The organism is Agrobacterium sp. 16-172Ci (assembly GCF_053522725.1).
The window spans coordinates 41189-65645 of the sequence record NZ_JBNWBW010000001.1 but is presented as its reverse complement, the minus strand read 5'-3'; the positions used below and the strand labels follow the sequence as shown (position 1 = coordinate 65645).

Genomic DNA, 24457 nt, shown 5'->3' with positions numbered 1-24457 from the left:
GCAGGCCCGCCGTTTTTCCATATCGAGCTTTCCATGACCAGACAAAGACGTCGCAGTATCATCAGGGCAAGGCGAACCGGAACCGGAATTGCGCTGGTTGCCGCCATTTCCTTCATCGCGGGCATGACGGATGCGGTGGGCCTGCATATTTCAGGCGACTTCGTGTCCTTCATGACCGGCAACACCACGCGCGCCGCAGTCTCGATAGAGGCTGGCCTCTATTCCCACGCCGCGAAACTGCTTTTCGCAATCATTGCCTTCGTGGCGGGCAATGCCGGCGGCATCGTGGTCGCGCATAAGTTCGACCGGCGCATCTTCGCCGTTCTGATGGCGGTGGGATTGCTGGTAACAATTGCGGCGCTGCTCGGCGGCGAGACTTCCGCTCTTGCGCAATTTTATCTCGTCGTTTTCGCCATGGGCATGGTCAACGCCGCCGTTGAGCATATTGAGGGACTGCCAATCGGGCTTACCTATGTGACCGGCGCGCTTTCCCGTTTCGGCCGCGGCATCGGTCGTTTTCTTCTCGGCGAACGGAGCCTCGACTGGGGCATTCAGATCGTGCCATGGCTTGGAATGATATGCGGCGCGATCTGCGGCGCTATTCTTGCCGCCACCCTGCAATCGAACGCCCTTTGGGTGGTCGCGGCCACGGTTTTCGTCGTCGCCATCGCCACTTTCATCATTCCGCGCTCGCTTCGCCAGCGCTACAATCAAAGGGTCAAAATCCAGCGGATTACGCCCTGAAAATCATCGCCGTCACTTTCGCGAGATGGTGACGAATTTCGTGCCCCGCACCCGCACCGTCATCAGGCAGGGTTCCTTGTCGGTACGCTCGCAATAACGCGGATGCATCTTCAGCACGAAAACCATGTTGCCGAAGCGCTTGATGAAATCATAGTCGTAAATCCGGGCCGTCGCGATCATCAGATAACCGCCCTCTTTCACCTGGACATAGAAATTATAAGGGCATCCCTCGTCGTCGCAGCTGCGGCCCTTTTCGCCGTCACAATCGAGAACACCGTGATTGACGACGGCGTCCATCAGCCCGTCATTGTTGATATCCAGCCGCGTGACGAAATCGTCGCCGAAGGCCGCCACCTTGCACTCGTTGCGGAAATGGTCCTTCTCGTAGATCTCGGGGTCGTTCACCAGTTGCTGCTGCGCCGAGAGCGCCACCGGAAACATCAAGAGAACCAGCGCCTGAAGAGCGGCAACGAGAGCGATTCGCACGGCATTTTCCTTTGCATCCGTTTCGGTTATGGATGTTGCGATCATCCGGGCGACCAGCCTAGAGTTTAGTGCTTGCGCGACACTGACGTGTTCGCAGCCCGTGTTTCCGGGGGGAACCTTTTCATGACGCTTCTGGGTTTTCTCGACTATGCCGGGGTCGCCATCTTTGCCGCAACCGGCGCGCTCGCCGCCTCGCGCAAGCAGCTCGACCTGATCGGCTTCCTGTTTTTCGCCGCCGCAACCGGCATCGGCGGCGGCACGGTGCGCGATCTGGTGCTTGGCAGGACGCCGGTATTCTGGGTGGTGAACCCGACCTATATCCTCGTCTGCGTCTCGGTCGCGGTGCTGCTGTTCTTCACCGCGCATCTGTTCGAATCCCGTTACCGCGTGCTGATCTGGCTCGATGCACTCGGCCTTTCCGCTTATTGCGTCATGGGAGCAGCCAAGGGGCTTGCCGCCAGCGGCTCCGCAACCGTCGCCATCGTCACCGGCGTTCTGACGGCGACGTTCGGTGGTGTGTTGCGCGATATTCTCGCCGGCGAACCTTCCGTGCTGCTGCGGCCGGAAATCTACATCACCTGCGCGCTCCTGGGCTCCTCCACATTCATTGTCGTCTATTTCCTCGGCGCACCGCTTTATGCCGCATCAGCCGCAGGCGTCCTGACGGCCTTCGCAGTCCGGTCCGGTGCGCTGATCTTCGGCTGGACTTTTCCGCCCTACAAGGCAAAGCCCGGCAGGCGGCCGGAAGATGTGATGAAGTGACAAATAGAAATGACCGCCGAAAACAGAGATGGCGCCCGTGGGCGCCATTTTCACATCCGCGATCGGACTGAAGCCTTATCCGCGCTTGCGGCGAAGGCGGATGACCACGTCCACATGGGCGATTTCCATGCCCTCGGGCGCTTCCGGCAAATTGTCGATCTGGAGGTTATTGACGGGAATATCCAGAACCTCGTTCTCACCCTCCACGAAGAAGTGGTGGTGATCCGAGACGTTGGTGTCGAAATAGGTGCGGGCGCCTTCCACGGCGAGAACACGGATGAGGCCGGCTTCGGTGAACTGGTGCAGCGTATTGTAGACGGTGGCGAGAGAAACGGGCACGCCGGCGGTGACCGCCTCATCGTGCAGTTCCTCGACCGTCAGATGGCGATCGCCCTTTGCGAAAAGCAGATCGCCCAAAGCCACACGCTGTCGCGTGGGGCGCAGCCCCGAGCGCCGCAACCTCGTTCCGATATCCAATGTGGCGTCAAATGCCATGCAATCCCATTCCAAACAGAGGTATGAAACTTACCAATTGCATTAGCATATATCTTTTGCGGCGAGTGCTTTCAATAGTTTCGGCGTGGCTTAGGCGCGGCAAATGGCGGCAAACCGGCCATTCCTGCAATTTTCCTCTGGTTCCAGCCGTACGGTTCCTGTATGCGGACGGCATATTGAGGTAATGACTTCTGCGAAGAAGGTTCGAAGACAAAGAATGGGGGCGGAGCGGCCTTCGCCCTTGCAGCGCTTCATTTTGAACCTAACTTGCTCTAGTGAAGTCGATCAACACCAGTAACTGGGGAAGTGAAAGCGGTATGGCAACGAGGCAATCAAGTTACAATTACGAGGAGATCCTGTCCTGCGGTCGCGGCGAATTGTTCGGCCCGGGAAATGCACAGCTCCCATTGCCCCCTATGCTCATGGTCCATCGCATTACCGAAATTTCCGAAACCGGCGGCGCCTTCGACAAGGGTTTCATCCGCGCCGAATACGATGTCAGCCCGGACGACTGGTATTTCCCCTGCCACTTCCAGGGCAACCCGATCATGCCGGGGTGCCTCGGCCTTGACGGCATGTGGCAGCTGACCGGTTTCTTCCTCGGCTGGCTGGGCGAAGAAGGTCGCGGCATGGCGCTTTCCACCGGCGAAGTGAAGTTCAAGGGCATGGTTCGCCCTCACACGAAGCTCCTTCAATATGGTATTGATTTCAAGCGCGTGATGCGCGGCCGTCTGGTGCTCGGAACCGCCGACGGCTGGCTCAAGGCGGACGGCGAAACCATTTATCAGGCGACGGATCTGCGCGTAGGCCTGTCGAAGGAAAAGGCTGCCTGAGGCAGACGGAATAGTCCTGACAAACGCCGGGCGGCTTCGGTCGTCCAGCCGAAATCTTAAGAAAAGGTCCCTTTCATGAGACGAGTTGTTGTCACCGGCCTCGGTATTGTTTCTTCCATCGGCGGTGATGCCGCTGAAGTCACCGCATCGCTGCGCAATGCCAAATCCGGCATTTCATTTTCGCCGGATTTTGCCGAACACGGTTTCAAATGCCAGGTCTGGGGCAAGCCGTCTCTCGACCCGACCGATCTGGTCGACCGCCGCGCCATGCGCTTCCTGTCGCAGGGCGGCGCGTGGAACCATGTCGCCATGAAGCAGGCAATCGCCGATTCCGGTCTCGAAGAGAGCGACATCAGCGGCAATGAGCGCACTGGCATCATCATGGGTTCGGGCGGACCTTCCACCCGCACCATCGTCGAGGCGGCCGATATTACGCTGAAGAACAACAGCCCTAAGCGCATCGGCCCCTTTGCCGTGCCGAAGGCCATGTCATCCACCGCCTCTGCGACGCTTGCTACCTGGTTCAAGATCCATGGCGTCAACTACTCCATCTCGTCGGCCTGCTCCACCTCGGCGCATTGCATCGGCAACGCTGCCGAAATGATCCAGTGGGGCAAGCAGGACGTGATGTTTGCGGGCGGCCATGAGGATCTCGACTGGTCCATGTCCAACCTCTTCGACGCCATGGGCGCCATGTCGTCCAAATATAACGAGACACCGAGCGCCGCCTCGCGCGCCTATGACGTCAACCGCGACGGTTTCGTGATTGCCGGCGGTGCGGGCGTGCTGGTTCTCGAAGAGCTGGAACATGCCAAGGCGCGCGGTGCGAAGATTTACGCCGAGATCGTCGGTTACGGCGCGACCTCCGACGGTTACGACATGGTGGCGCCTTCAGGCGAAGGCGCGATCCGCTGCATGCGGCAGGCGCTTTCCACCGTGAAGGGTGACATTGACTACATCAATACCCACGGCACATCGACGCCGGTTGGCGACAGCAAGGAAATCGGCGCGATCCGGGAAGTCTTCGGCGACAAGATTCCGCATATCCAGTCGACCAAGTCGCTCACCGGCCATTCGCTGGGTGCGGCCGGCGTGCAGGAATCGATCTACGGCCTGTTGATGATGCAGGAACGCTTCATCGGCGAAAGCGCGCATATTTCCGAGCTCGATCCCGAATTTGCGGGCGTTCCGATCGTTCGCAGCCGCATCGACAACGCCAAGATCGACACCATCCTTTCCAACTCCTTCGGCTTCGGCGGCACCAACGCCACGCTCGTCTTCCAGCGTCATAACGGATAATTGCCCATGAACGGCATCATGCAGGGTAAACGCGGCCTCATCATGGGCGTCGCAAACAATCATTCCATCGCCTGGGGTATCTCCAAGGCGCTTGCGGCACAGGGCGCGGAACTGGCCTTCACCTATCAGGGTGAAGCGCTCGGCAAGCGTGTGAAACCGCTCGCCGCCGAGCTCGGATCCGATTTCATCGTACCGTGCGATGTCGAGGATATCGCCTCGGTCGACGCCCTGTTCGCGACGATCCGCGAAAAATGGGGCTCTCTGGATTTCGTCGTGCACGCCATCGGCTTTTCCGACAAGAACGAGCTGAAAGGTCTCTACGCCGACACGACACGCGAGAATTTCAGCCGCACCATGGTCATTTCCTGTTTCTCCTTCACGGAAATCGCCAAGCGCGCCGCCGAGTTGATGACAAATGGCGGCTCCATGCTGACGCTGACCTACAATGGATCGCAGCGCGTCATCCCGAACTACAACGTCATGGGCGTCGCCAAGGCGGCTCTCGAGGCGTCCGTGCGTTATCTCGCCGCCGATTACGGCCCGCGCGATATTCGCGTCAACGCCATCTCGGCCGGTCCGGTCCGCACGCTGGCGGGCGCCGGCATCTCGGATGCGCGGGCGATCTACGCATGGAACCAGAAAAACGCACCGCTTCGGCGGACCGCGGATATCGACGATATCGGCGGATCGGCGCTTTACCTGCTGTCCAATCTGTCGCGCGGCGTAACCGGCGAATGCCATTATGTGGACTGTGGTTATAACATCACTTCCACACCCACGCTGGAGGTTCTCTCCAAAGCGGATGCGGAATAAGCGCCCGTTTCAGCGTCAACAAAAGCCCGGCCATGTGCCGGGCTTTTATATTTTGGGACGTATCAATTTCGGAAATCACTAAAGTATAATTCGTTGGAGTAACTGAATTTAAACATCGGGTGGTTATGGTCCGCAACAAATTCAACGGTTGCGCTTGCCGCATATTCTTAGAGATCGATATCGCCTCATGCGACTGGCCAGACTGAAGCGATTGCTGGAAAAATTCGGAGTCTCGCGCGACGGGACAGCAGCTATAGAATTCGCGATACTCGCGATCCCCTATTTCCTCGTCGTCTTTGCGATCATCGAGACCTTCATCGCCCTGATGGCGGAACAGGTCGTCGCCAATGCCACCGAAAACATGGCGCGGCGTCTGCGCACCGGGCAGATCAGCAGCTCGATTTCGAAAGAGGATTTCCGCAAGAGCTTCTGCAATGAAGTCTCGGTGATGATCACCTGCTCAGCGGATGAAATCCAAAAAGAACAGAAGCTCTATATCGATCTTCGCTCCTTTACCGCCTTCAAGGATATTCCGACCACGATACCGCTGAAGGCCTATGGCGAATATTACGATCTCGACACCGCCCAATTCGGCTTCAAGCCGGGCGGGCCGGAAACCATCAACATGTTGCGTGTCTATTATCGCTGGCGTGTGGTTGCCGATATCATCCGACCATACCTGACGAAAATACGTCCGGCCGACGGATCGATGCCCTCACATTTCCTCATCGTCGCGACAAATGCGTTCATGAACGAGAAATACATCACAGGCGGGGGCTCATGATGGCAGGGCTGGTGTCCGTTGCGGCAAACGGCAAACGACGTCTGATGGCGCTCGTTTCACGCTTTGCCAAAGATCGCCGTGGCGTGGGTGCGGTGGAGTTCGCGATCCTCTTTCCGATATTGCTTGCGCTTTATCTGACCTCGTTCGAATTGACGATCGGATACAACACCTACAAGCGGGCAAGCACCGCTGCAGCCTCCATCAACGATCTGATATCGAAAACAGGTTCCGTCGATAAAACCTATCTCGCGGGCATGCAGGACGTCGCAGCCGCCGTGTTTGCGCCCTACAGCACCAAGGGTCTGCAGCTGAAGATCAGCGGCATCAAGATCGACGCGCAAAAACAGGCGAAAATCACCTGGTCCTGGGATGAGAAAAATCTGAGACCCTATGCGGTGGGGTCACCGGTCGCCGTTCCGACGCGCCTGCTCGTGGAAAACAGCTTTCTCATCCACGTCGAACTTTCCATCCCGCATGAATTGCTGATGTTCATGCCCGATCTTGCCTCGTCCGGGGTGAAGTCGATCACCATCGGCCGGGAGTATTTCTTTAAGCAACGCGACGCCGAGACCGTCTGCACCAATTGCTGAGCAATCGGTGCGCCAGAACGGTCTCGTCATGGCAATAGTTAGTAGACGTCGCGCAGATAACGTTTTTCGCGTTTCAGCCTGTTCACATACTCGCTCGCCGCCTCAGCGGAGATGCCGGCCTCCTCGCTGACGATGCCGTGCAGGGCATCATCGACGTCCTTCGCCATGCGGGTCGCGTCGCCGCAGACGTAGAAATAACCGCCCTCTTCAAGCCATTGATAGAGCGCCTTGCCGTTCTGCCGCATGCGGGTCTGGACATAGATCTTCTCCGCCTGATCCCGCGAGAAAGCAAGGTCGAGGCGGGTGAGCACACCATCGCGGCTCATGTCGCCAAGCTCGTTTTCATAGATGAAATCCGACTGCCGGTGCTGGTCGCCGAAAAACAGCCAGTTTTTGCCGTTTGCGCCTCGGGCTTGCCGTTCCTGCAAAAAAGCCCGGAAGGGCGCGATGCCCGTACCCGGTCCCACCATGATCATAGGCGCGTCATTGTCCTGCGGCACACGAAACGCCTTATTCGGCGAGACGAAAATCCCGGCACTCTGCCCGGCCTCCACGCGGTCGGCGAGATAGGTGGAGCACACGCCCCCACGCTCACGGCCCTCGGCGCGATAACGCACGCTGGCTATGGTCAGATGCACGCTGTTTTTTGCGACGAGCGGGCTGGAGGAGATGGAATAGGCGCGATGTTGCAGCGGCTTCAGGAATGTCACGAATTCAGCAACATCGAATAGCGGCTTTCCGCCGAGATTGATGAGGTCGAGAATATCCTTGCTCCAGAGAAAGGCGGCCAGTTGCTCCCTGTCTCCGTTTGCGAGAATGTGGCTGAGTTCGTCATGCCCCGCCCGCTTGCCGATTTCGGCGACGAGTTCGCGCGAAGGCGTCGATATCTCGAACATGTTGAGAAGCGCATCGCCGACCGGCCGGTCCAGCCCGGCGATTTGGCTGTCCGCAGCCGCCCCGAAGTGTTCCAGTAGCGCGCCGACCAGTTTCGGATCGTTCAGGGGCACGACGCCAAGAGCGTCACCCGCCTCATAGTCCAGGCCGCTTTCGCCGAGATCGAATTCGTAGTGACGAATTTCCTTGGACGAGCCGGGACCGGACAGACGACGATTGACGCTTACCTCAGCCGAATAGGGATTTTTGCGGCCCCGGCCCTGTTTTGCCCGCACGGGCGGCTCGGCGATGTCGGGCATGGTGACAGATGCCGCATTGCCGCCATCGACAGCAAGCGCGAGCGGCAGGGTCTCGCCGATCCATGCGGCGGCGGCGTCTTCGAAGTCGATATCGCAATCGATACGCGTCTTCATGCGCTTGCCGCCGAGTTGTTCGAACCGCGTATCGATAAGCTTGCCCGCCTGGCAGAAGCCGTCATAACCGGTATCGCCGAGCGCGAGGACGGCAAAATTCACCTCGTCCAGACGCGGCGCGCTGTCCGCAGCGAGCGCTTCCCAGAAAAGCTGGGCATTATCAGGCATTTCACCTTCGCCATAGGTCGACGTGACGACGATGACTCGTTTCATCGCGCCGAGACTGTCCATCGAGACATCATCGAGTGCCGTCACCACCGGCTGCATGCCCTGCGCGCGGGCGGCGGCGGCAATATCCATCGCCAGCGCCTCCGCATTGCCGGTCTGGGTGCCGAAGAGAATATTCAGCACGCTGGCCGCCGCCCGGGGAGCAGCGGCGGCAACCGATGTCTCCAGGCCGATGGCGGCGCGGGAATGGAGCCCCGCCAGAAAACCGGAAAGCCATGCGCGCTGATCACCGTTGAAGGGCGCGTCTTCGGGAATATAAGGTATCTTCATCATGCTGCCCTGTGGCTGGATGCGGTGGCGAGGTCGGGAATGGCACGGGCTGCGAAAAGCTCCTCGAAGCCCGGCAGACGGCCGATCTTCTCGACGTTTTTCCGGTTCTGCTGAATGATCCAGCCATAGGTGCCGGGGCTGTCTACCGACCAGATGTTCCTGCGCGCCAGCGCCTGCTTGTAATCGTCGAGACGCTTGGCGGCGATCATCACCGCAAGCTGTTCATCGCCATGGTCCGAAAGCGCCTCGCGGGCATATTTCAGCAACCGCTGCATCAGCGCATAGTCTTCCGTGAGAATGAGATTGCGCACGGCTTTTTCAATGACCGGGTCGGAAGGACCCGACGCCATCGGCAGCCGCTGCAGGGCGATGGCCTGCGCCATGCTCAACACGGTATAATTGTTGAGCAGCGCATACATTTCCTCGGTATCCGTCTCGCCATAACCCGGCACCGTTCCGTTCAGGACGGCCTTGCGGTCACGATAAGCGAGCTTGAACTTGCGCAGTTGATGAGCGGCAAGCGCGGATGCCAGTTCCTCCAGCAGTTCCTTGCGTGGCTTCGCCTTCAGAATCTCATCGCTATCCTGATAAAGCAGCAGGGCGCGTGGCATGCCATAGACGAAATTATGCTGTTCGCTTTCCCAGTTTTCCAGAAGCCATGCCGCCTTGGCCGAGCCGGTCTCTGCGACATGCCAGGTCAGAAGCTGGTGGATGGCCTGATTATGAATGGCGGCCTGTTCATCCTCACCGGTGATCGAGCCGAGCAGGATGGAATCGTGGCTGACCTTCTTCGGCAGGTCGCCATAGGGATCATACTGATAAACGAAACCGCCGCTCATGCCGTTGCCGAAACCCTTACCGAAGCTGCCAAGGTTCAGGACCGCGCCGTTGGTCATGTATTCACAGGCGAAATCACCCACGCCTTCGACGACGGCGGTGGCGCCGGAATTACGCACCGCGAAACGGTCACCCGCCTGCCCCTCCACGAAGGTGCGGCCGCCGGTGGCGCCGAACAGCGCGAAATTGCCGACAAGCACATTGCCGCCCGCCTCATCCGAGCCACCGCCTGGGGAGCGCACGACGATGGTGCCGCCGCAGGCGCTTTTGCCGACGCCGTCATTGCAGGTACCGGTGTGGACCATGACCATGCCGTCATTGCAGAAAGCGCCGAAGGACTGCCCGGCGGAACCGGACGTATCGATGCGCACCGAACCCGCCTCCAGGAACCGGCGGCCGCGGCTGTCCCGCTTCACGGCCGGCAGCGCATCCGCCTCTTCATCGGAAAGCTCATGGTTCAGCATGCGTTCGATATCGACGGCGAGCTGGCCACCGACGCTCTTGTTGCAATTGTTGAGGAAACGATTGCCGCCAAGCTCGATGTTCTCGCGCCTGCTGTCGACCAGGGCCGAGCGCACGAGTTCGATGAAGGCATCGTCCAGTGCAAAGTCCTTTTCCATATAGACGGGGCTGTCGATCTTCACCTCTTCGACCACCGCAAGCATTGCCCGGAGGTCAAGCTGGCCGACGCTCGCCGGATGATCGAGGAGATGAAGAAGATCGGAACGGCCGCGTGCTTCCCGCAGCGAGGCAACCCCAAGTCCGGCCAAAATCTCGCGCGTTTCATGGGCGATGTTCATGAGATATTGCGCCAGCGCGCGCGGATCGCCGTTGAAGGCCTCCTGATTGGTGGTGAGACCGGCCGGGCACTTGATGTTGCAGTTCTTGGCCATGACGCACTTCAGCATCATCAGCGCCGTCGTGCCGAATTCGAAACTGTCGCCACCGAGGAGTGCGGATTTCACCACGTCGCTCGCCGTCTGGTGCGCGCCGGAGCAGCGCAGCAGCACCTTGGCGCGCAGGCCGGTGGCGCAAAGCGCCTGATGCACTTCTGCGATACCGATTTCCGCCGCGCGGCCGGTATATTTGAGGCTGGTGACGGCAGCTGCCCCCGTGCCGCCGGTATTGCCGGCGACATTAATGACATCCGCCCCCGCCTTGGCGACACCGACCGCAATCGTGCCGATGCCTTCCGACGAGACCAGCTTGACGATGACGCGCACGCGCGCCGCCTTGGCATCGTGGATGAGCTGGGCCAGATCCTCGATCGAATAGGTATCGTGATGCGGCGGCGGCGAGACAAGTTCGACGCCCGGCGTGCCGCCGCGTGCGGCGGCGATTTCCACCGTCACCTTGGGAGACGGCAACTGCCCGCCCTCACCCGGCTTTGCGCCCTGACCGATCTTGATCTCGATCTCTTCCAGCATCGGATCGGCAAGATAACCGGCCCAGACGCCGAAGCGGCCGGAAGCAAACTGCTTGATGCGCGAGGCACGGATGGTGCCGTAACGGGAAATATGCTCGCCGCCCTCGCCCGAATTCGACATGCCGCCAACCATGTTGGTGCCATGGGCGACCGCCTCATGGGCCGCGGCAACCAGCGCGCCGTGGCTCATGGCGCCCGATGCCAGGGTCTTGGTGATCTCGCTCGCCTTCTGAACGGCATCGAGCGGAATGCTTTCCGGTGCAGTGCGGATAAGCGAGAGATAGGCGGATGCTTCACCCTGCGCCTGAACCATGAGCGCGCCGCCTTCCAGCCAGTGGCCGGGAATATCCGCACCGAAACGGTCGAGCAACGACTGGCCGAGTGCGGCAAGCCGGGCAAGCTCATGACCGTGCGGGCCGGTCAATTGCAGCCGGAAAGCGCCGTCTCCCGCCTCTTCGCAACGCAATCCGCGCACCATGAAGCTGTTATTGCCCTGCCGGGAAAAACGGCCCATTTCCCGGCGGAATTCTTCTGCGGAACCGGCGAAGGTCACATCGGCGGGCAATTCCAGAACATCACGCAGGGCGGCGGGGCGGCGCGCCCTTTCTTCCGCCATCATGCGGGCGAAGGCGCGGTAACCGGGCGTTACCTCGAATTTGTCGATGGCCTCCGGGGTCAGCCGGTCGAAGCTGTTATGATAATAGGCCGCATCGTTGAGACCGAAGGCATCTTCCAGCCGGTTGAGCGGCAGCAGGCGCAAAGCCTCCTCGTTTTCGGTTCCCTTGTCGAAACCGATCTTTTCTTCCGTCATATCCACGAAACCGCGTACCGCCGTCGTGCCATAGGAATGGCCAGCACCTTCCGCACGCTCCTTGAAGAGACCGAGCAGCGGAATGTCGTTTTCGCCCTTCACGGACAGCGCCTTGCGGTGCCAGTCCGCCACCGCCTGCGCGATGACGGCGAAGTTGACGCCGCCAACAGGGGTCTTCACATTCGGGAAATAGCGCTTCAGCACCGCATCGTCGGTATCGAGGAAATTCGGTTCGAAGAACTCGCCGCCGATATAGCTTTCCGCCGTACACAGGCCGACCTTGCCCATGGTCTTCATCAGCGACTTTTCCGCCGCCTTGGCGAAACGCTTGAAGGCCTTGTCGGCATCGGCACCGAATTTCTCCTCGGCACGGAACTGCACACCGAGCGGATAGGCGGCCGAAGCGCCGAAGCCGAGGCTCGCCGCAATGTGATGCGAAGAGGAAAATTGCCCGCTTTCAACGATCAGCGACACGCGCAGCCGCAGACCTTCCTCGATCAGCCGCTGATTGATGGCGGAGACGACCATGATCATCGGCAAGGCCGCACGGTTTGTCGAAACGTGCCGGTCGGTGATGATGGCGATGCCGCCTTCCTCTGCCGCGAAAGCCACAACCTCATCGCAGAGGTCATCAATTGCCTGCCGCAGGGCCGTTTCATTGGCCTCCGCAACATCGAAGACCGGCGAATAGAGCATTTCAAAACGGCGAAGGGGCGTCTCCGACTGTTCGCGGATACGCAGCATATCGAGATGGGTCAGGATCGGAGAGCGCACGACGATCTGGCGGGCCTTTTTCGCACCGCTGTTCGGCTTCGCACCGAGGGCCACACGCAACGTCATGCCGTCGGCCTCACGTATACTGTCGAGCGGCGGATTGGTGACCTGCGCGAAACGCTGTGAAAAATACTTCGCGACGCCGCCTTCCTGATCGGAAAGCGCATTGATGGCATTGCCGTAACCCATCGCCGAGATCTTTTCCGCGCCGGAGGCCAGCATCGGGTCCATCAGGAACTTGAAGCTTTCCTGATTGTGCGAATAGGCGACATAACGCTGGTGCCGCTCCAGATCGCCATTGTAACGCAGCGGCGAACCCTGCTTTTCCGCCGGCACTTCCGGCAGATCCTCCAGCATGACACGGGCTTCGCGCAGCAGGGATGAATAATCGCGGCGCGAGGCGAGAAGCTCCAGCGCCTCGACGGTGGAAAAGACGCGGCGTTCTGCATGGTCGTAATAAAGCATGCCGCCCGCCTCGATGCGGCCGCGGCGGATGACGCTTTCCGCCGGAAAGGCGATCTGCCCGGCCTCAGACATGACGCAGAGATAATCTTCCGTCTCGACGGTACGCAGCGGACGTAGGCCGAGGCGGTCAAGGCGCGCACCGATGATGGTGCCGTCGCCGAAGATCAGCGCGGCCGGGCCGTCATTCTTCTCCTCATAGAGCGAGAAATATTCCAGCATCGCCTTGACGTCGGGTGACAGGGTATCGTCGTTTTCCCAGGCTGGCGGCATCATCGAGACCACGGCGGTGACGAGGTCGAGACCGTCTTCCATCACCCGCGCCTGCAGGGTCTGGTCCAGACGGCAGCTGTCCGACTGGCCCTTCGGGCGGATGATGCTGGCATTCTTCGCCAGCGCCACGGCCGCTTCCGACAACCGGTTCTTCTTGTCGGTATTGAGTTCGCCATTATGCGCCATCAGGCGGAAGGGCTGTGCCATGGAGGGGTGCGGATCGGTATTGGTGGAGAACCGCGTGTGGAAATACATCGTATGCACTTCATGGCGCGGATCGGTGAGGTCGCAGAAGTAGGGCATGACCTCATGGGAGTTCAGGCGGCCTTTCAGAACCTGCGTGCGGGCGCTGAGCGACAGCGGATAAAAGCCGGCAAGTTCCGGCACGGTATAGGCAAGCGCCTCGATGGCCAGCAGCGCCTTGTGGATGCGCCAGTCGAATTCGGCAAGGCTGCCGCATTCGGCGGGAGCCGAAAAGACCCATTGGCGGATCGGCAACTGGTAGGGGATGGCGGCGGGACGGATGGCCGCATCATTCACCGGCACATCGCGAACGAGCAGGATTAAAAAGCCCTGCTCTTTGAGGGCGTTTGCGATGATACCGACAGCCTCGCCGTGGAAAGCCGGATTTTGCGGCAGGAAAAAATTGCCGACGCCGAAACGGCCGGCCTGCAAGCCGTCCTCACCGGTCAATTCCCGAAAGAAGGAGAGCGACAAATCCAGCGATACGCCCGCGCCATCCCCGACACCTTCCGCCGACATGCCGCCGCGATGCGGCACGGCACAGAGAGCCTCGTGGCCGCGCTTCAACACATCATGCGTCTGCACGCCGTCCTTGCGGGTGATGAAACCGACACCACAGCTGCTTTTTTCAAAAGCCGCATCGTAAAGGCCGAATTTTTGCTCCGTCACACTCAAGGTACTCTCCTCTCGTTGCGCATTTCGCGCGGCATCGCCCTCTTTCCCGAAACCCGGCGCGTCAGCCGGCACTCTGCGGGCGGAGCCGCAGGCGACCTGGCTGCTCCTCATTCTTCTGCTTATCGGCGTTTAATGGCGCGAACGGTCGTTTTGCGGCCGTCAAACGGCTTGGCGGCGATGGCCGCTTTTTCGCAAATAATGATCGTCGTCGTTCGCATCGCGTTCCCTGAAGGCCGGCTTTCCGGCAGTGAGATACACTGAATTACGTCAGTATTGCTTACATAATATTTCATGATCGAACAAGTCAAGATTAAAATCGGCCCGGCGCAATAAAAAAACAAAAACGCCGCGAAATCCGACAGGATTCCGCGGCGCGATGGCTGCAGGGATTTTTAAATTGCCCGGATCACTCCGAAGGCATGTCCAGCGTGCGGCTGAACCAAAGGGCAATCAGCGTGCAGAGCGCACCCGACATCAGGTAAATGCCAACCGCGAAAAGGCCGAATTTGGACGAAAATCCGAGCGCAACGAGCGGTGCGAAACCGGCGCCGATCAGCCAGGAAATATCCGACGTGAGCGACGCGCCGGTATAGCGGTACTCACGGCTGAAGCGGGAAGCAAGCGCGCCACCCGCCTGACCGAAGGAAAGGCCAAGCAGCGAAAAGCCGATCAGCACAAAGAGATAACGGCCAATATCGCCGGAACCAAGAAGAACCGGTGCAACCAGACTGAAAAGGCCGATCAGCACCGCCGCGATGGCCAGAAGCTTCCGCCGGCCGATCCTGTCGGCCAGAATACCGGAGACCACGATCATCCCGCCGGCGATGATGGCGCTGACGAATTGCACGAAAAGGAAGTCCGAGACACGCTGGCTGGTGTTGAGCGAAACCCAACTCAGCGGGAAGACGGTGACCAGATGGAAGAGCGCAAAGCTTGCCAGCGGCACGAACGCTCCCGTGAGGACCACCGGAAACTGCGAGCGCAGCATCTTGAACATGGGGCGCGGTTCCAGCTCGTGCTGTTCCAGCATGGCCTGAAATTCCGGCGTCACGATCATGCGCAAGCGGGCGAAGAGCGCGAGAACATTCAGCGCCAGCGCCACGAAGAAGGGGAAACGCCAGCCCCAGGCGAGGAATTCCGCATTGGAAAGCTGTGTGACGAAGACGATGAAAAAGGCGCTGGCGAGACCGAAGCCCATGGCCGCACCGATCTGCGGCATCATGGCGTACCAGCCGCGCTGTTTCTGCGGCGCATTCATGGCGAGCAGCGACACCAGACCGTCCCATGCGCCGCCAAGCCCAAGGCCCTGGCCGATGCGGAAAACCGCCAGAAGACACGGGGCAAGCATGCCCGCTTCCGCATAGGACGGAAGAAAGCTGATCGCCATGGTGGAACCACAGAGCGTGAAGAGAGCGGCCATCAGCTTCACGGCGCGCCCAAATTTGCGGTCGATCTGGAGGAAGATCAGCGAGCCGATCGGCCTTGCGATAAAGGCCAGTGAGAAAACCGCGAAGGAATAGAGCGTCGCCGTCAGCGGGTCGACGAAAGAAAAGAAGACGTGGGGGAAAACGAGCGCGGAGGCGATGGCATAGATGAAAAAGTCAAAGAATTCCGTCATTCTCGCAAGAATGACCGCAATCGTGATGCGATCCGGATCGACCTTGACGGGACCGACCCCATTTCCGTTCGCCTCCGGCGCCTGCCCAAAGGATGGAGCAGCATTCGTATAACTCATAATATCCCTCCTGCGTCATGGACGAACCATTTCCTGTAACGCGCCGGCTCCTCTTCCGTTGCGTTACGATGCGGCGGATTGTCACACGCACCCTACGTAACGTCAATTGAAGTTTGGCAATAAAGGGTTGCCCAGTCAGCTGACCATGCGATAATGCACGCGCTCCGTCCTTAAACGCAGCTCTGCCCGAGACATGGTGCATCGCGAAGGTTTCGCTGCACCGCGACAATATACCTCATTTGAAAAATGATGTTCGGCAATTATTCGCGGCATAATCCAAACTGTACGAGTTCAAAGAACGTGCGCACGATCAAAAAAATCCTATCCGCCCTTCTGGCAATCCCGGCTCTGCTGCTGCTCAGCGGCTGTAACCTCGTGGTGATGAACCCTTCGGGCGACGTCGCCATCCAGCAGCGCGATCTTATCATCACGTCCACGGTCTTGATGCTGCTGATCATCGTCCCCGTCATCGTCCTGACGATTTTCTTCGCATGGAAGTATCGGGAATCGGCAAAGGCCGAGGATTACGATCCCGAGTGGCACCACTCCACGCGCCTTGAAATGGTGATCTGGTCGGCTCCGGTCGCCATCATCCTGATGCTCGGCACGGTGACCTGGATTTCCACTCACCGTCTCGACCCCTATCGTCCGCTGGAGCGTATCGATGAGAACCGTCAGGTGACCGCCGATGTCAAACCGATCACGGTGGAAGTGGTGGCCATGGACTGGAAGTGGCTGTTCTTCTATCCCGAACTCGGCATTGGCAGCGTCAATGAATTCGCCGCTCCGGTCGATGTTCCGATCAATTTCAAGATCACCGGCACGACGGCAATGAACTCCTTCTTCGTGCCCGCGCTCGCCGGCCAAATCTACGCCATGGGCGGCATGCAGACCAAGCTGCACGCGGTCATCAACAAGGAAGGCGTTTATGACGGCTTCTCGGCCAACTTCTCCGGCCCCGGCTTCTCCCACATGCGCTTCAAGTTCCATGGCCTCAGCCAGCAGGGCTTCGACCAGTGGGTTGCCAAGGCGAAAGAGGGCGGCAAGGGCTTCGGCCGTCAGGAATATCTGGAATTCGCCAAGCCTTCCGAGCGCGAGCCGGTACAATATTTCGCTTCGGTCGATCCCGAACTCTACAGCGCCATTCTCAACCGCTGCGTCGAGCCCAACAAGCTCTGCATGCGCGACATGATGCATATCGACGCCAATGGCGGCGGCGGCAAGGAAGGCATCGATATCGCCAAGGCGCTGAACTCCGTCGTCTGCACGCCGCTTGCGCCCTTTGGCGTCGCCAGCGGTCCCCAATCCACTCCGGCTGCGCTCGAAGGACAGACTTTCGAGCCTGCGGCGCTGCCGGAAACGAAACAAGTCGCTGGCTGACGGATACGTCCCGGCATTATGCGGCGCGGCCAATGGCTGCGCCGATCTTATGTCTTAGAATCGCAAGAGGCTAAAAATGATCGTCAATTCCGATCAAACGTCGTTCCTGTTCGGGAAGCTGACATGGGAGTCCATCCCGCTTCACGAGCCCATTCTTGTCGCAACCTTCGCGGCCGTGGCTCTGGGCGGTATCGCCGTCGTCGGCGCCCTCACCTATTTCCGCCTCTGGGGCTATCTCTGGAATGAATGGTTCACGAGCATCGATCACAAGAAGATCGGTATCATGTACATCATCCTGGCGCTGGTCATGCTGCTGCGCGGTTTCGCCGATGCCATCATGATGCGCGTCCAGCAGGCGATTGCGTCGGGCGGATCGGAAGGTTACCTCCCGCCACACCATTACGACCAGATCTTCACAGCCCACGGCGTCATCATGATCTTCTTCATGGCCATGCCGATGATCACGGGTCTGATGAACTTCGTCGTGCCGCTGCAGATCGGCGCCCGCGACGTTTCGTTCCCCTTCCTCAACAACTTCTCCTTCTGGATGACCACGGCCGGCGCCGTCATCACCATGATCTCGCTGTTCATCGGTGAATATGCGCAGACCGGCTGGCTGGCTTATCCGCCGCTCTCCGGTATCGATGGAAGTCCGGGGGTCGGGGTGGATTATTATATCTGGGGTCTGCAGATCGCCGGTGTGGGAACGACGCTATCGGGCATCAACCTGATCGTGACGATCATCAAGATGCGCGCGCCTGGCATGACCATGATGCGCCTGCCGATCTTCGTCTGGACATCGCTGTGTTCGAACATCCTGATCGTGGCCTCCTTCCCGATCCTGACCGGCACGCTGGCACTTCTCACCCTCGACCGCTACGTTGGCACCAACTTCTTCACCAACGATCTCGGCGGCAACCCGATGATGTATGTCAACCTCATCTGGATCTGGGGCCACCCCGAAGTCTACATCCTGGTTCTGCCGGCATTTGGCGTCTTCTCGGAAATCGTTGCGACGTTCTCCCGCAAGCGTCTCTTCGGTTATGCCTCGATGGTCTACGCCACCGGCGTCATCACCATCCTCGCCTATATCGTGTGGCTGCACCACTTCTTCACCATGGGTTCCGGTGCAAGCGTGAATGCCTTCTTCGGCATCACCACGATGATCATCTCGATCCCGACGGGTGCCAAGATCTTCAACTGGCTCTTCACCATGTATAAGGGCCGCATCAAGTTCGACGTTCCGATGCTGTGGACCATCGGTTTCATGATCACCTTCGTCATCGGCGGCATGACCGGCGTTCTTCTCGCCGTTCCGCCGGCGGACTTCGTGCTGCACAACTCGCTGTTCCTGATCGCCCACTTCCACAACACCATCATCGGTGGCGTGGTGTTCGGTGTGCTTGCGGGTATCGTCTACTGGTTCCCGAAGGCCTTCGGATACCGGCTCGATCCGTTTTGGGGCAAGCTGTCCTTCTGGTTCTGGTTCATCGGTTTCTATTTCGCCTTCATGCCGCTTTATATTCTCGGCCTGATGGGGATTACCCGCCGTATCAGCCAGTTCGAGGATAATTCCCTGCAGATCTGGTTCGTGATCGCCGCTTTCGGCGCCTTCCTGATCGCGCTCGGCATCGCCTCCTTCGTCATCCAGCTCATCGTCAGCTTCCTGAAGCGCGACCAGCTGCGTGACGTGACCGGCGACCCCTATAACGGCCGTACGCTGGAATGGTCGACGTCTTCGCCGCCGCCCGCCTACAACTTCGCCTTCACGCCCGTCATCCACGATGTCGACGCCTGGGCGGATATGAAGAAGCGCGGTTACAACCGTCCCAAGGAAGGCTTCATCCCGATCCATATGCCGAAGAACACCGGCGCGGGCGTGATCATCAGCGCCATCAGCGTGGTTCTCGGCTTCGCCCTGGTATGGCACATCTGGTGGCTTGCGGCTCTGTCGATGCTCGCCATCATCGCGGTCTCCATCGCCCATACCTTCAACTACAATCGCGATTATTACATTCCGGCTTCCGACGTTTCGACGGTCGAAGCGGAACGTACCAAGCTGCTTGCGGAACAGGCGTAACGGAACATGTCTCATACACCTGCACAAAGCGTCGACGGCGCTGAACCACCGGTCTTCTACCTGAAGGAAGACCATCACCCGGAGAACGGCACCTCGCTGGGCTTCTGGCTCTACCTGATGAGCGACTGCCTTATCTTCGCGACGCTGTTTGCCACCTATGCCGTTGTCGGCCGCAACTACGCGGCCGGCCCTTCCGGCGCCGACCTGTTCGACCTGAAGCTGGTGGCGATCAATACCGGCTTCCTGCTTTTCTCCTCCATCACCTATGGCTTCGCCATGCTGGAAATGGAAAAGCAGAAGGTAAAGGCCACGCTGGTCTGGCTGGGTGTGACCGGCCTCTTCGGCCTCGCCTTCCTCGCGGTCGAACTCTACGAGTTCCATCACCTGATCGCGGAAGGTGCCGGTCCGCAGCGTTCGGCGTTCCTGTCGGCCTTCTTCGCGCTGGTCGGTACGCACGGTCTGCACGTCACCTTCGGCATCATCTGGCTCGTCACGTTGATGTTCCAGGTCGCCAAGCACGGCCTGATCGCGGCAAACAAGCGCCGCCTGATGTGCCTGTCGATGTTCTGGCACTTCCTTGACGTCATCTGGATCGGCGTCTTCTCCTTCGTTTACCTCATGGGAGTTCTTTGATGAGTTCCGAAGCACACGCACATCACGACGCGCATGGCGACGACCATCATCACCATGATGGCGCGAGCCATGGCACCTTCAAGAGCTACATGATCGGCTTCGTCCTGTCGGTTATCCTGACGGCGATCCCCTTCTGGCTGGTCATGGGCGACGTTCTTGAAAACAAGACCCTGCTGGTCATCGCCATCATGGGTCTCGGCGTCATCCAGATCTTCGTGCACATGATCTACTTCCTACACATGGACACCAAGTCCGAAGGCGGCTGGACCTTCATGGCGCTGATCTTCACCGTCGTGGTGCTCCTGATCACGCTCTCCGGCTCGCTCTGGGTCATGTACAACATGAACAAGAACATGATGCCGCTGCACATCGAGGATGTGAAAAACCTGCCCTGAGCAGCAGAGACCTACGGCCTGCCGGGTTTCCGGCGGGCCGCCTTCGCGCCAACACATAACCCCATGAATCCTGGTGCGATTTATGGGGTTATTTGCTGGAAGGAGCGCATGGCGGGCGCTAGAGTTTTTTCGCTTTTCCTCGAATCGCAAAAACACTCTAACTCTTTGTTTTGGCGCATTTCCGGACGGAAAACCGGGTTCCACTTTTCCTGGAAATGCTCCGGGAAACCCGCCAAAGCAGACCGGTTTCTGCCAGGCGCGCTTCGCAAGGACCGTGACATGAGCGAAACCACACCCCATAACCGGCGCATCCGCCCTGCGGCCATCGTCGTCCTGTTCCTGACCGTTGTTCTGACGGGTCTGCTGCTCGCGCTCGGCACTTGGCAGGTCAAGCGCCTTTCCTGGAAGCTCGATCTTATCGAGCGGGTCGAAGCCCGTGCCCATGCCGATCCCGTCGACGCCCCTGCCGCCAAAGAATGGCCGGCGCTCGGCGATCCGGCGGAATACGAATATCGCCGTGTGAAACTGTCCGGCACCTTCCTCAATGACAGGGAGGTTCAGGTCTATACGGTCACGGACCTCGGCCCCGGTTACTGGGTGATGACGCCGCTCAAGCGGGACGATGGCTCCAGCATCATCGTCAATCGCGGCTTCGTGCCGTCCGACAGGCGCGACCCGTCCTCCCGCCAGGAAGGCGAACCGGCCGGAAATGTCGAGGTCGTCGGGCTGATGCGCGCGCCCGAAACCGGCGGGCTTTTCCTGCGCACCAACGATCAGGCAAATGGCCGCTGGTATTCCCGCAACATCCCGCAAATCTCGCAGGCATCCGGCCTTTCCGATGTCGCGCCGTTTTATGTCGATGCCGATGCAACCCCCAATCCGGGCGGCCTGCCGGTCGGCGGCAAGACCATGCTCACCTTCCCCAACAACCATCTCTCCTATGCCGTTACGTGGTATATTCTGGCGGCGATGGTGGTGGCTGCGGGCTGGTATGTCCTGCGCAACCTCAACGCCCCCAAACCGAAACGGGACGAGGATTGAGCAGCCGGTTTTACCGGATGGTTCATAAAATCACTTCCTTCTTCACGTTTTGCTGATCTATAACGACAGTTCGGCCTGACATTGCCCGTCGGCGCATTTTGTTTCGGTGAGTTATGGCAAGAGCATTTCTTCTCGTTCTGGATTCCTTCGGCGTCGGCGGCGCACCCGATGCGGAGCGGTATGGCGATCTTGGCGCAAACACGCTCGGCCATATCGCGGAATTCTGTGCAGCGGGCGCTGCCGATAAAGCGGGGCTTCGCTCCGGTCCGTTGAAACTGCCGAACATGTGTTCGCTCGGCCTGCTGGAGATTGCGCGACAGGCAAGCGGCGACATTCCCGCCGGCATGGAACCGCCGGAGCGCATTTTCGGCCTGCACGGTTCCGCCAGCGAAATCTCCAAGGGCAAGGACACGCCGTCCGGTCACTGGGAGATCGCCGGTACGCCCGTCACCTTCGACTGGGGATATTTCCCAACGGAAGGCGACGCCTTTTCTCCGGAACTGGTGGAGGCGATCTGCAAGGAGGCTAATATTCCCGGCATCCTCGGCAATTGCCATGCTTCCGGCACCGAGATCATCGCTGCACTCGGCGAGGAGCATATCAGGACCGGTAAACCGATCTGCTACACCTCATCCGATTCCGTTTTCCAGATCGCCGCGCACGAAACGCATTTCGGTCTGGAGCGCCTCATCGCGCTCTGCGAGACGGTACGCAAGCTGCTCGATCCGCTGAATATCGGCCGTGTCATCGCCCGCCCCTTCATCGGCGAAACGGTCGCGACCTTCGAGCGCACCGGCAACCGTCGCGATTTCTCCGTTCTGCCACCGGAACCGACCCTGCTCGACAGGCTTGTGGAGGCCGGCCGAAAAGTGCACGCCATCGGCAAGATCGGCGATATCTACGCCCATCAGGGTGTGACGCGCGTCATCAAGGCAAATGGCAACAGCGCCCTGATGGATGCGACATTGCAGGCTATCGATGAGGCCGAAAACGGCGATCTCGTCTTCACCAATTTCGTCGATTTCGACATGCTTTATGGCCATCGCCGGGACGTTGCCGGTTACGCCGCAGCCCTCGAGGCCTTCGATGCGCGAATCCCCGAAATCCATCGCAAGATGGCGCCGGGTGACATCGCCCTTCTGACCGCCGATCACGGTTGCGACCCCACCTGGCGGGGCACGGACCATACACGGGAAAGGGTGCCGATCATGGCATTCGGACCGGGCATTCGCTCACGCGATGTCGGCATCCGTTCAAGCTACGCCGATATCGGCGAAAGCATCGCCCACCATCTTGGCATCGAGGCCGGTTCTCACGGCAGGAGCTTCATTTGACATCGCATTTGCTGAAAGCGGAAATTCACTGCCACCTCGAAGGTGCGGCCCCGCCCGCCCTCGTCGCTAAACAGGCGGAGAAATACGGTATCGACACCAGCGGTTTTCTGCGAGACGGCCAATATGTCTGGTCGGATTTCGCCGAATTCATCCGTTGTTACGATGCGGTGGCGCAGGTGTTCAAGACGGATGAGGATTATTCCGTCCTGACTGAAACCTACCTGACCGAACTTGCGCAAGCCAATACCATCTATAGCGAGCTGATCATTTCGCCCGATCACGGCGACCGCATCGGGCTCGGCGCCGACGCCTATCTGGCCGGTATTGCCGAAGGTATCCGCATCGCAAGGGAAAAGACGGGGATCGAAACCCGCATCATCGTCACCGGCGAGCGTCACTTCGGCCCGGAACGGGTAATCGCCGCGGCGGAATATGCAGCACGCGCTCAACATCCGCTGGTGACGGGCTTCAACATGGCCGGCGAGGAGCGCATGGGCCGCGTCGCCGATTATGCACCCGCCTTCGACATCGCCCGCGATGCCGGCCTTGGGCTGACCATTCATGCCGGCGAGGTTTGCGGGCCGGAAAGCGTTGCCGATGCGCTCGATCTCGTCAAGCCGTCCCGCATCGGGCATGGCGTGCGCGCCATCGAAGATGCCGGTCTTATCGCGCGGCTGGCCGAGGCGGGAACGGTTCTGGAAGTCTGCCCCGGCTCTAATATCGCGCTCAACGTCTATCCCGATTTTGCCAGCCACCCGCTGAAAGCTCTGAGCGACGCCGGGGTGCGCGTCTGCATCAGTTCCGACGACCCGCCATTCTTCTTCACGTCGCTTGCACGGGAATATGCGCTGGCTGCGGATGAGTTCGGCTTCAGCGATGCCGAGATCAACCGCATGACACGGACTGCACTGGAATGCGCCTTCGTGGACGAGGCAACACGTGCGCGACTGCTTGCGAAACTCGATGGCGCCTGACGCTGCGGTTCGCGGGGTAAAACCGCGAAGAAGGCTTGCGAAAAACGCACTTTCGGTGAATTACAGGGCATAAGATAAAAGGAAGGCCAGTTTCATGGACGGCGTCACAGTCATCGAACATCCGCTGGTGCGGCACAAACTCACCATCATGCGCAAGAAGGAAACTTCCACGGCCGGCTTCCGCCGCCTGCTCAGGGAAATTTCGACGCTGCTCTGCTATGAAGTGACGCGCGACCTTGAGATGACGATGGAAACCATCGATACGCCGCTCGAAACCATCGAAGCCCCCGTGCTCGAAGGCAAGAAGCTGGTTTTCGCCTCCATCCTGCGCGCCGGCAACGGCCTCCTGGAAGGCATGCTCGAGCTCGTGCCTTCGGCGCGTGTTTCCCATATCGGCGTTTATCGCGATCATGACACGCTGGAAGCCGTCGAATATTACTTCAAGGCTCCGGAAAGCCTCGATGCGCGCCTTATCATCGTTGTCGATCCGATGCTCGCAACCGGCAATTCCTCCATCGCCGCCGTGGAAAAGCTGAAGGAGCGCGGTGCGAAGAACATCCGCTTCCTGTGTCTGCTGGCGGCGCCCGAGGGCATCAAGAACTTCCGCGAAGCGCATCCCGATGTGCATATCTACACCGCCGCGATCGACAGCCATCTGAACGAGAAGGGTTATATCGTTCCCGGTCTCGGCGATGCCGGCGACCGCATGTACGGCACCAAATAAACCCGTTCATCATCGCTTAACCGTTTGAGCCATTCGCCGCCCGATAAGC

At 59.6% G+C, this 24457-nt stretch carries 20 protein-coding genes; 15 read left to right on the top strand and 5 right to left on the bottom strand.

The window, feature by feature from the left end:
* Positions 1 to 33 precede the first annotated feature (33 nt).
* Positions 34 to 744, top strand: a complete 711-nt coding sequence (locus tag ACQZ40_RS00300; RefSeq protein WP_448747157.1) for a YoaK family protein — start codon at positions 34 to 36, stop codon at positions 742 to 744.
* A gap of 12 nt (positions 745 to 756) precedes the next feature.
* Here the strand turns inward: ACQZ40_RS00300 and ACQZ40_RS00295 are convergent, their stop codons facing one another.
* Positions 757 to 1275, bottom strand: coding sequence for a hypothetical protein (locus tag ACQZ40_RS00295; RefSeq protein WP_003524381.1), 519 nt, complete (start codon positions 1273 to 1275; stop codon positions 757 to 759).
* Positions 1276 to 1353: 78 nt separating this feature from the next.
* Here ACQZ40_RS00295 and ACQZ40_RS00290 point away from each other — a divergent pair, with 78 nt between their 5' ends.
* On the top strand, positions 1354 to 1992 hold the full coding sequence (locus tag ACQZ40_RS00290) for a trimeric intracellular cation channel family protein (protein ID WP_003524379.1): 639 nt from the start codon (positions 1354 to 1356) through the stop codon (positions 1990 to 1992).
* A gap of 75 nt (positions 1993 to 2067) precedes the next feature.
* Here the strand turns inward: ACQZ40_RS00290 and irrA are convergent, their stop codons facing one another.
* Positions 2068 to 2487: an iron response transcriptional regulator IrrA gene (gene irrA, locus ACQZ40_RS00285; RefSeq protein WP_003507276.1), complete on the bottom strand. Its 420-nt coding sequence runs from the start codon at positions 2485 to 2487 to the stop codon at positions 2068 to 2070.
* Between the two features lie 317 nt (positions 2488 to 2804).
* Here irrA and fabA point away from each other — a divergent pair, with 317 nt between their 5' ends.
* From fabA to ACQZ40_RS00260, 5 genes are all read left to right on the top strand, one after another.
* A complete protein-coding gene (fabA, locus tag ACQZ40_RS00280; RefSeq protein WP_003507274.1) occupies positions 2805 to 3320 on the top strand; it encodes a 3-hydroxyacyl-[acyl-carrier-protein] dehydratase FabA in 516 nt (171 codons plus the stop codon).
* 75 nt (positions 3321 to 3395) lie between these two features.
* Positions 3396 to 4619 (top strand): beta-ketoacyl-ACP synthase I, encoded by a 1224-nt coding sequence (gene fabB / locus ACQZ40_RS00275; protein WP_065654750.1) that lies wholly within the window; start codon positions 3396 to 3398, stop codon positions 4617 to 4619.
* Between the two features lie 6 nt (positions 4620 to 4625).
* Positions 4626 to 5432, top strand: coding sequence for an enoyl-ACP reductase FabI (fabI, locus tag ACQZ40_RS00270; RefSeq protein WP_065654751.1), 807 nt, complete (start codon positions 4626 to 4628; stop codon positions 5430 to 5432).
* Between the two features lie 187 nt (positions 5433 to 5619).
* Entirely contained in the window at positions 5620 to 6216 is a 597-nt protein-coding gene (locus ACQZ40_RS00265; RefSeq protein WP_448747156.1) for a TadE/TadG family type IV pilus assembly protein, read from the top strand.
* On the top strand, positions 6213 to 6806 hold the full coding sequence (locus tag ACQZ40_RS00260; RefSeq protein ID WP_003524372.1) for a TadE/TadG family type IV pilus assembly protein: 594 nt from the start codon (positions 6213 to 6215) through the stop codon (positions 6804 to 6806). The genes ACQZ40_RS00265 and ACQZ40_RS00260 overlap by 4 nt, the downstream gene beginning before the upstream one ends.
* A gap of 38 nt (positions 6807 to 6844) precedes the next feature.
* Here the strand turns inward: ACQZ40_RS00260 and ACQZ40_RS00255 are convergent, their stop codons facing one another.
* The 3 genes from ACQZ40_RS00255 to ACQZ40_RS00245 form a co-directional block, all read right to left on the bottom strand.
* Entirely contained in the window at positions 6845 to 8614 is a 1770-nt protein-coding gene (locus ACQZ40_RS00255) for a sulfite reductase subunit alpha (RefSeq protein WP_448747155.1), read from the bottom strand.
* A complete protein-coding gene (locus tag ACQZ40_RS00250; RefSeq protein ID WP_448747154.1) occupies positions 8611 to 14112 on the bottom strand; it encodes a glutamate synthase-related protein in 5502 nt (1833 codons plus the stop codon). Before ACQZ40_RS00250 ends, ACQZ40_RS00255 begins: the two co-directional genes overlap by 4 nt.
* 406 nt (positions 14113 to 14518) lie before the next feature.
* The gene (locus tag ACQZ40_RS00245; RefSeq protein WP_065654755.1) at positions 14519 to 15847 is read right to left on the bottom strand and encodes an MFS transporter; all 1329 of its coding nucleotides are present in this window, start codon (positions 15845 to 15847) and stop codon (positions 14519 to 14521) included.
* A 249-nt stretch (positions 15848 to 16096) separates the two neighbouring features.
* On the opposite strand from ACQZ40_RS00245, the gene cyoA reads away from it, so the two are divergent.
* From cyoA to upp, 8 genes are all read left to right on the top strand, one after another.
* A complete protein-coding gene (gene cyoA / locus ACQZ40_RS00240; RefSeq protein ID WP_065654756.1) occupies positions 16097 to 17227 on the top strand; it encodes a ubiquinol oxidase subunit II in 1131 nt (376 codons plus the stop codon).
* Between the two features lie 76 nt (positions 17228 to 17303).
* The gene (gene cyoB / locus ACQZ40_RS00235) at positions 17304 to 19307 is read left to right on the top strand and encodes a cytochrome o ubiquinol oxidase subunit I (RefSeq protein WP_078051442.1); all 2004 of its coding nucleotides are present in this window, start codon (positions 17304 to 17306) and stop codon (positions 19305 to 19307) included.
* A gap of 6 nt (positions 19308 to 19313) precedes the next feature.
* The gene (gene cyoC, locus ACQZ40_RS00230; RefSeq protein ID WP_003524364.1) at positions 19314 to 19940 is read left to right on the top strand and encodes a cytochrome o ubiquinol oxidase subunit III; all 627 of its coding nucleotides are present in this window, start codon (positions 19314 to 19316) and stop codon (positions 19938 to 19940) included.
* The gene (cyoD, locus tag ACQZ40_RS00225) at positions 19940 to 20335 is read left to right on the top strand and encodes a cytochrome o ubiquinol oxidase subunit IV (RefSeq protein WP_003514416.1); all 396 of its coding nucleotides are present in this window, start codon (positions 19940 to 19942) and stop codon (positions 20333 to 20335) included. Before cyoC ends, cyoD begins: the two co-directional genes overlap by 1 nt.
* 279 nt (positions 20336 to 20614) lie before the next feature.
* On the top strand, positions 20615 to 21376 hold the full coding sequence (locus ACQZ40_RS00220; protein WP_448747153.1) for an SURF1 family protein: 762 nt from the start codon (positions 20615 to 20617) through the stop codon (positions 21374 to 21376).
* 113 nt (positions 21377 to 21489) lie between these two features.
* Positions 21490 to 22710 (top strand): phosphopentomutase, encoded by a 1221-nt coding sequence (locus ACQZ40_RS00215; RefSeq protein ID WP_142844226.1) that lies wholly within the window; start codon positions 21490 to 21492, stop codon positions 22708 to 22710.
* On the top strand, positions 22707 to 23684 hold the full coding sequence (locus ACQZ40_RS00210; protein WP_271044776.1) for an adenosine deaminase: 978 nt from the start codon (positions 22707 to 22709) through the stop codon (positions 23682 to 23684). The genes ACQZ40_RS00215 and ACQZ40_RS00210 overlap by 4 nt, the downstream gene beginning before the upstream one ends.
* Positions 23685 to 23778: 94 nt before the next feature.
* Positions 23779 to 24408 carry a uracil phosphoribosyltransferase gene (gene upp / locus ACQZ40_RS00205; RefSeq protein WP_003524359.1) on the top strand — a complete coding sequence of 210 codons (630 nt, stop codon included), beginning with the start codon at positions 23779 to 23781 and terminating at the stop codon, positions 24406 to 24408.
* The last annotated feature ends 49 nt before the right edge of the window (positions 24409 to 24457 follow it).

What these genes read in the sequence shown, in the direction of transcription:
- cyoC (WP_003524364.1), top strand. Translation starts at nt 19,314, where the DNA reads ATGTCTCATACACCTGCACAAAGCGTCGACGGCGCTGAACCACCGGTC.
- ACQZ40_RS00300 (WP_448747157.1), top strand. Translation starts at nt 34, where the DNA reads ATGACCAGACAAAGACGTCGCAGTATCATCAGGGCAAGGCGAACCGGA.
- ACQZ40_RS00265 (WP_448747156.1), top strand. Translation starts at nt 5,620, where the DNA reads ATGCGACTGGCCAGACTGAAGCGATTGCTGGAAAAATTCGGAGTCTCG.
- ACQZ40_RS00220 (WP_448747153.1), top strand. Translation starts at nt 20,615, where the DNA reads ATGAGCGAAACCACACCCCATAACCGGCGCATCCGCCCTGCGGCCATC.
- ACQZ40_RS00245 (WP_065654755.1), bottom strand. Translation starts at nt 15,847, where the DNA reads ATGAGTTATACGAATGCTGCTCCATCCTTTGGGCAGGCGCCGGAGGCG.
- fabB (WP_065654750.1), top strand. Translation starts at nt 3,396, where the DNA reads ATGAGACGAGTTGTTGTCACCGGCCTCGGTATTGTTTCTTCCATCGGC.
- cyoB (WP_078051442.1), top strand. Translation starts at nt 17,304, where the DNA reads ATGATCGTCAATTCCGATCAAACGTCGTTCCTGTTCGGGAAGCTGACA.
- fabI (WP_065654751.1), top strand. Translation starts at nt 4,626, where the DNA reads ATGAACGGCATCATGCAGGGTAAACGCGGCCTCATCATGGGCGTCGCA.
- ACQZ40_RS00255 (WP_448747155.1), bottom strand. Translation starts at nt 8,614, where the DNA reads ATGATGAAGATACCTTATATTCCCGAAGACGCGCCCTTCAACGGTGAT.
- irrA (WP_003507276.1), bottom strand. Translation starts at nt 2,487, where the DNA reads ATGGCATTTGACGCCACATTGGATATCGGAACGAGGTTGCGGCGCTCG.
- upp (WP_003524359.1), top strand. Translation starts at nt 23,779, where the DNA reads ATGGACGGCGTCACAGTCATCGAACATCCGCTGGTGCGGCACAAACTC.
- ACQZ40_RS00290 (WP_003524379.1), top strand. Translation starts at nt 1,354, where the DNA reads ATGACGCTTCTGGGTTTTCTCGACTATGCCGGGGTCGCCATCTTTGCC.
- fabA (WP_003507274.1), top strand. Translation starts at nt 2,805, where the DNA reads ATGGCAACGAGGCAATCAAGTTACAATTACGAGGAGATCCTGTCCTGC.
- ACQZ40_RS00215 (WP_142844226.1), top strand. Translation starts at nt 21,490, where the DNA reads ATGGCAAGAGCATTTCTTCTCGTTCTGGATTCCTTCGGCGTCGGCGGC.
- ACQZ40_RS00295 (WP_003524381.1), bottom strand. Translation starts at nt 1,275, where the DNA reads ATGATCGCAACATCCATAACCGAAACGGATGCAAAGGAAAATGCCGTG.
- cyoD (WP_003514416.1), top strand. Translation starts at nt 19,940, where the DNA reads ATGAGTTCCGAAGCACACGCACATCACGACGCGCATGGCGACGACCAT.
- ACQZ40_RS00260 (WP_003524372.1), top strand. Translation starts at nt 6,213, where the DNA reads ATGATGGCAGGGCTGGTGTCCGTTGCGGCAAACGGCAAACGACGTCTG.
- cyoA (WP_065654756.1), top strand. Translation starts at nt 16,097, where the DNA reads ATGTTCGGCAATTATTCGCGGCATAATCCAAACTGTACGAGTTCAAAG.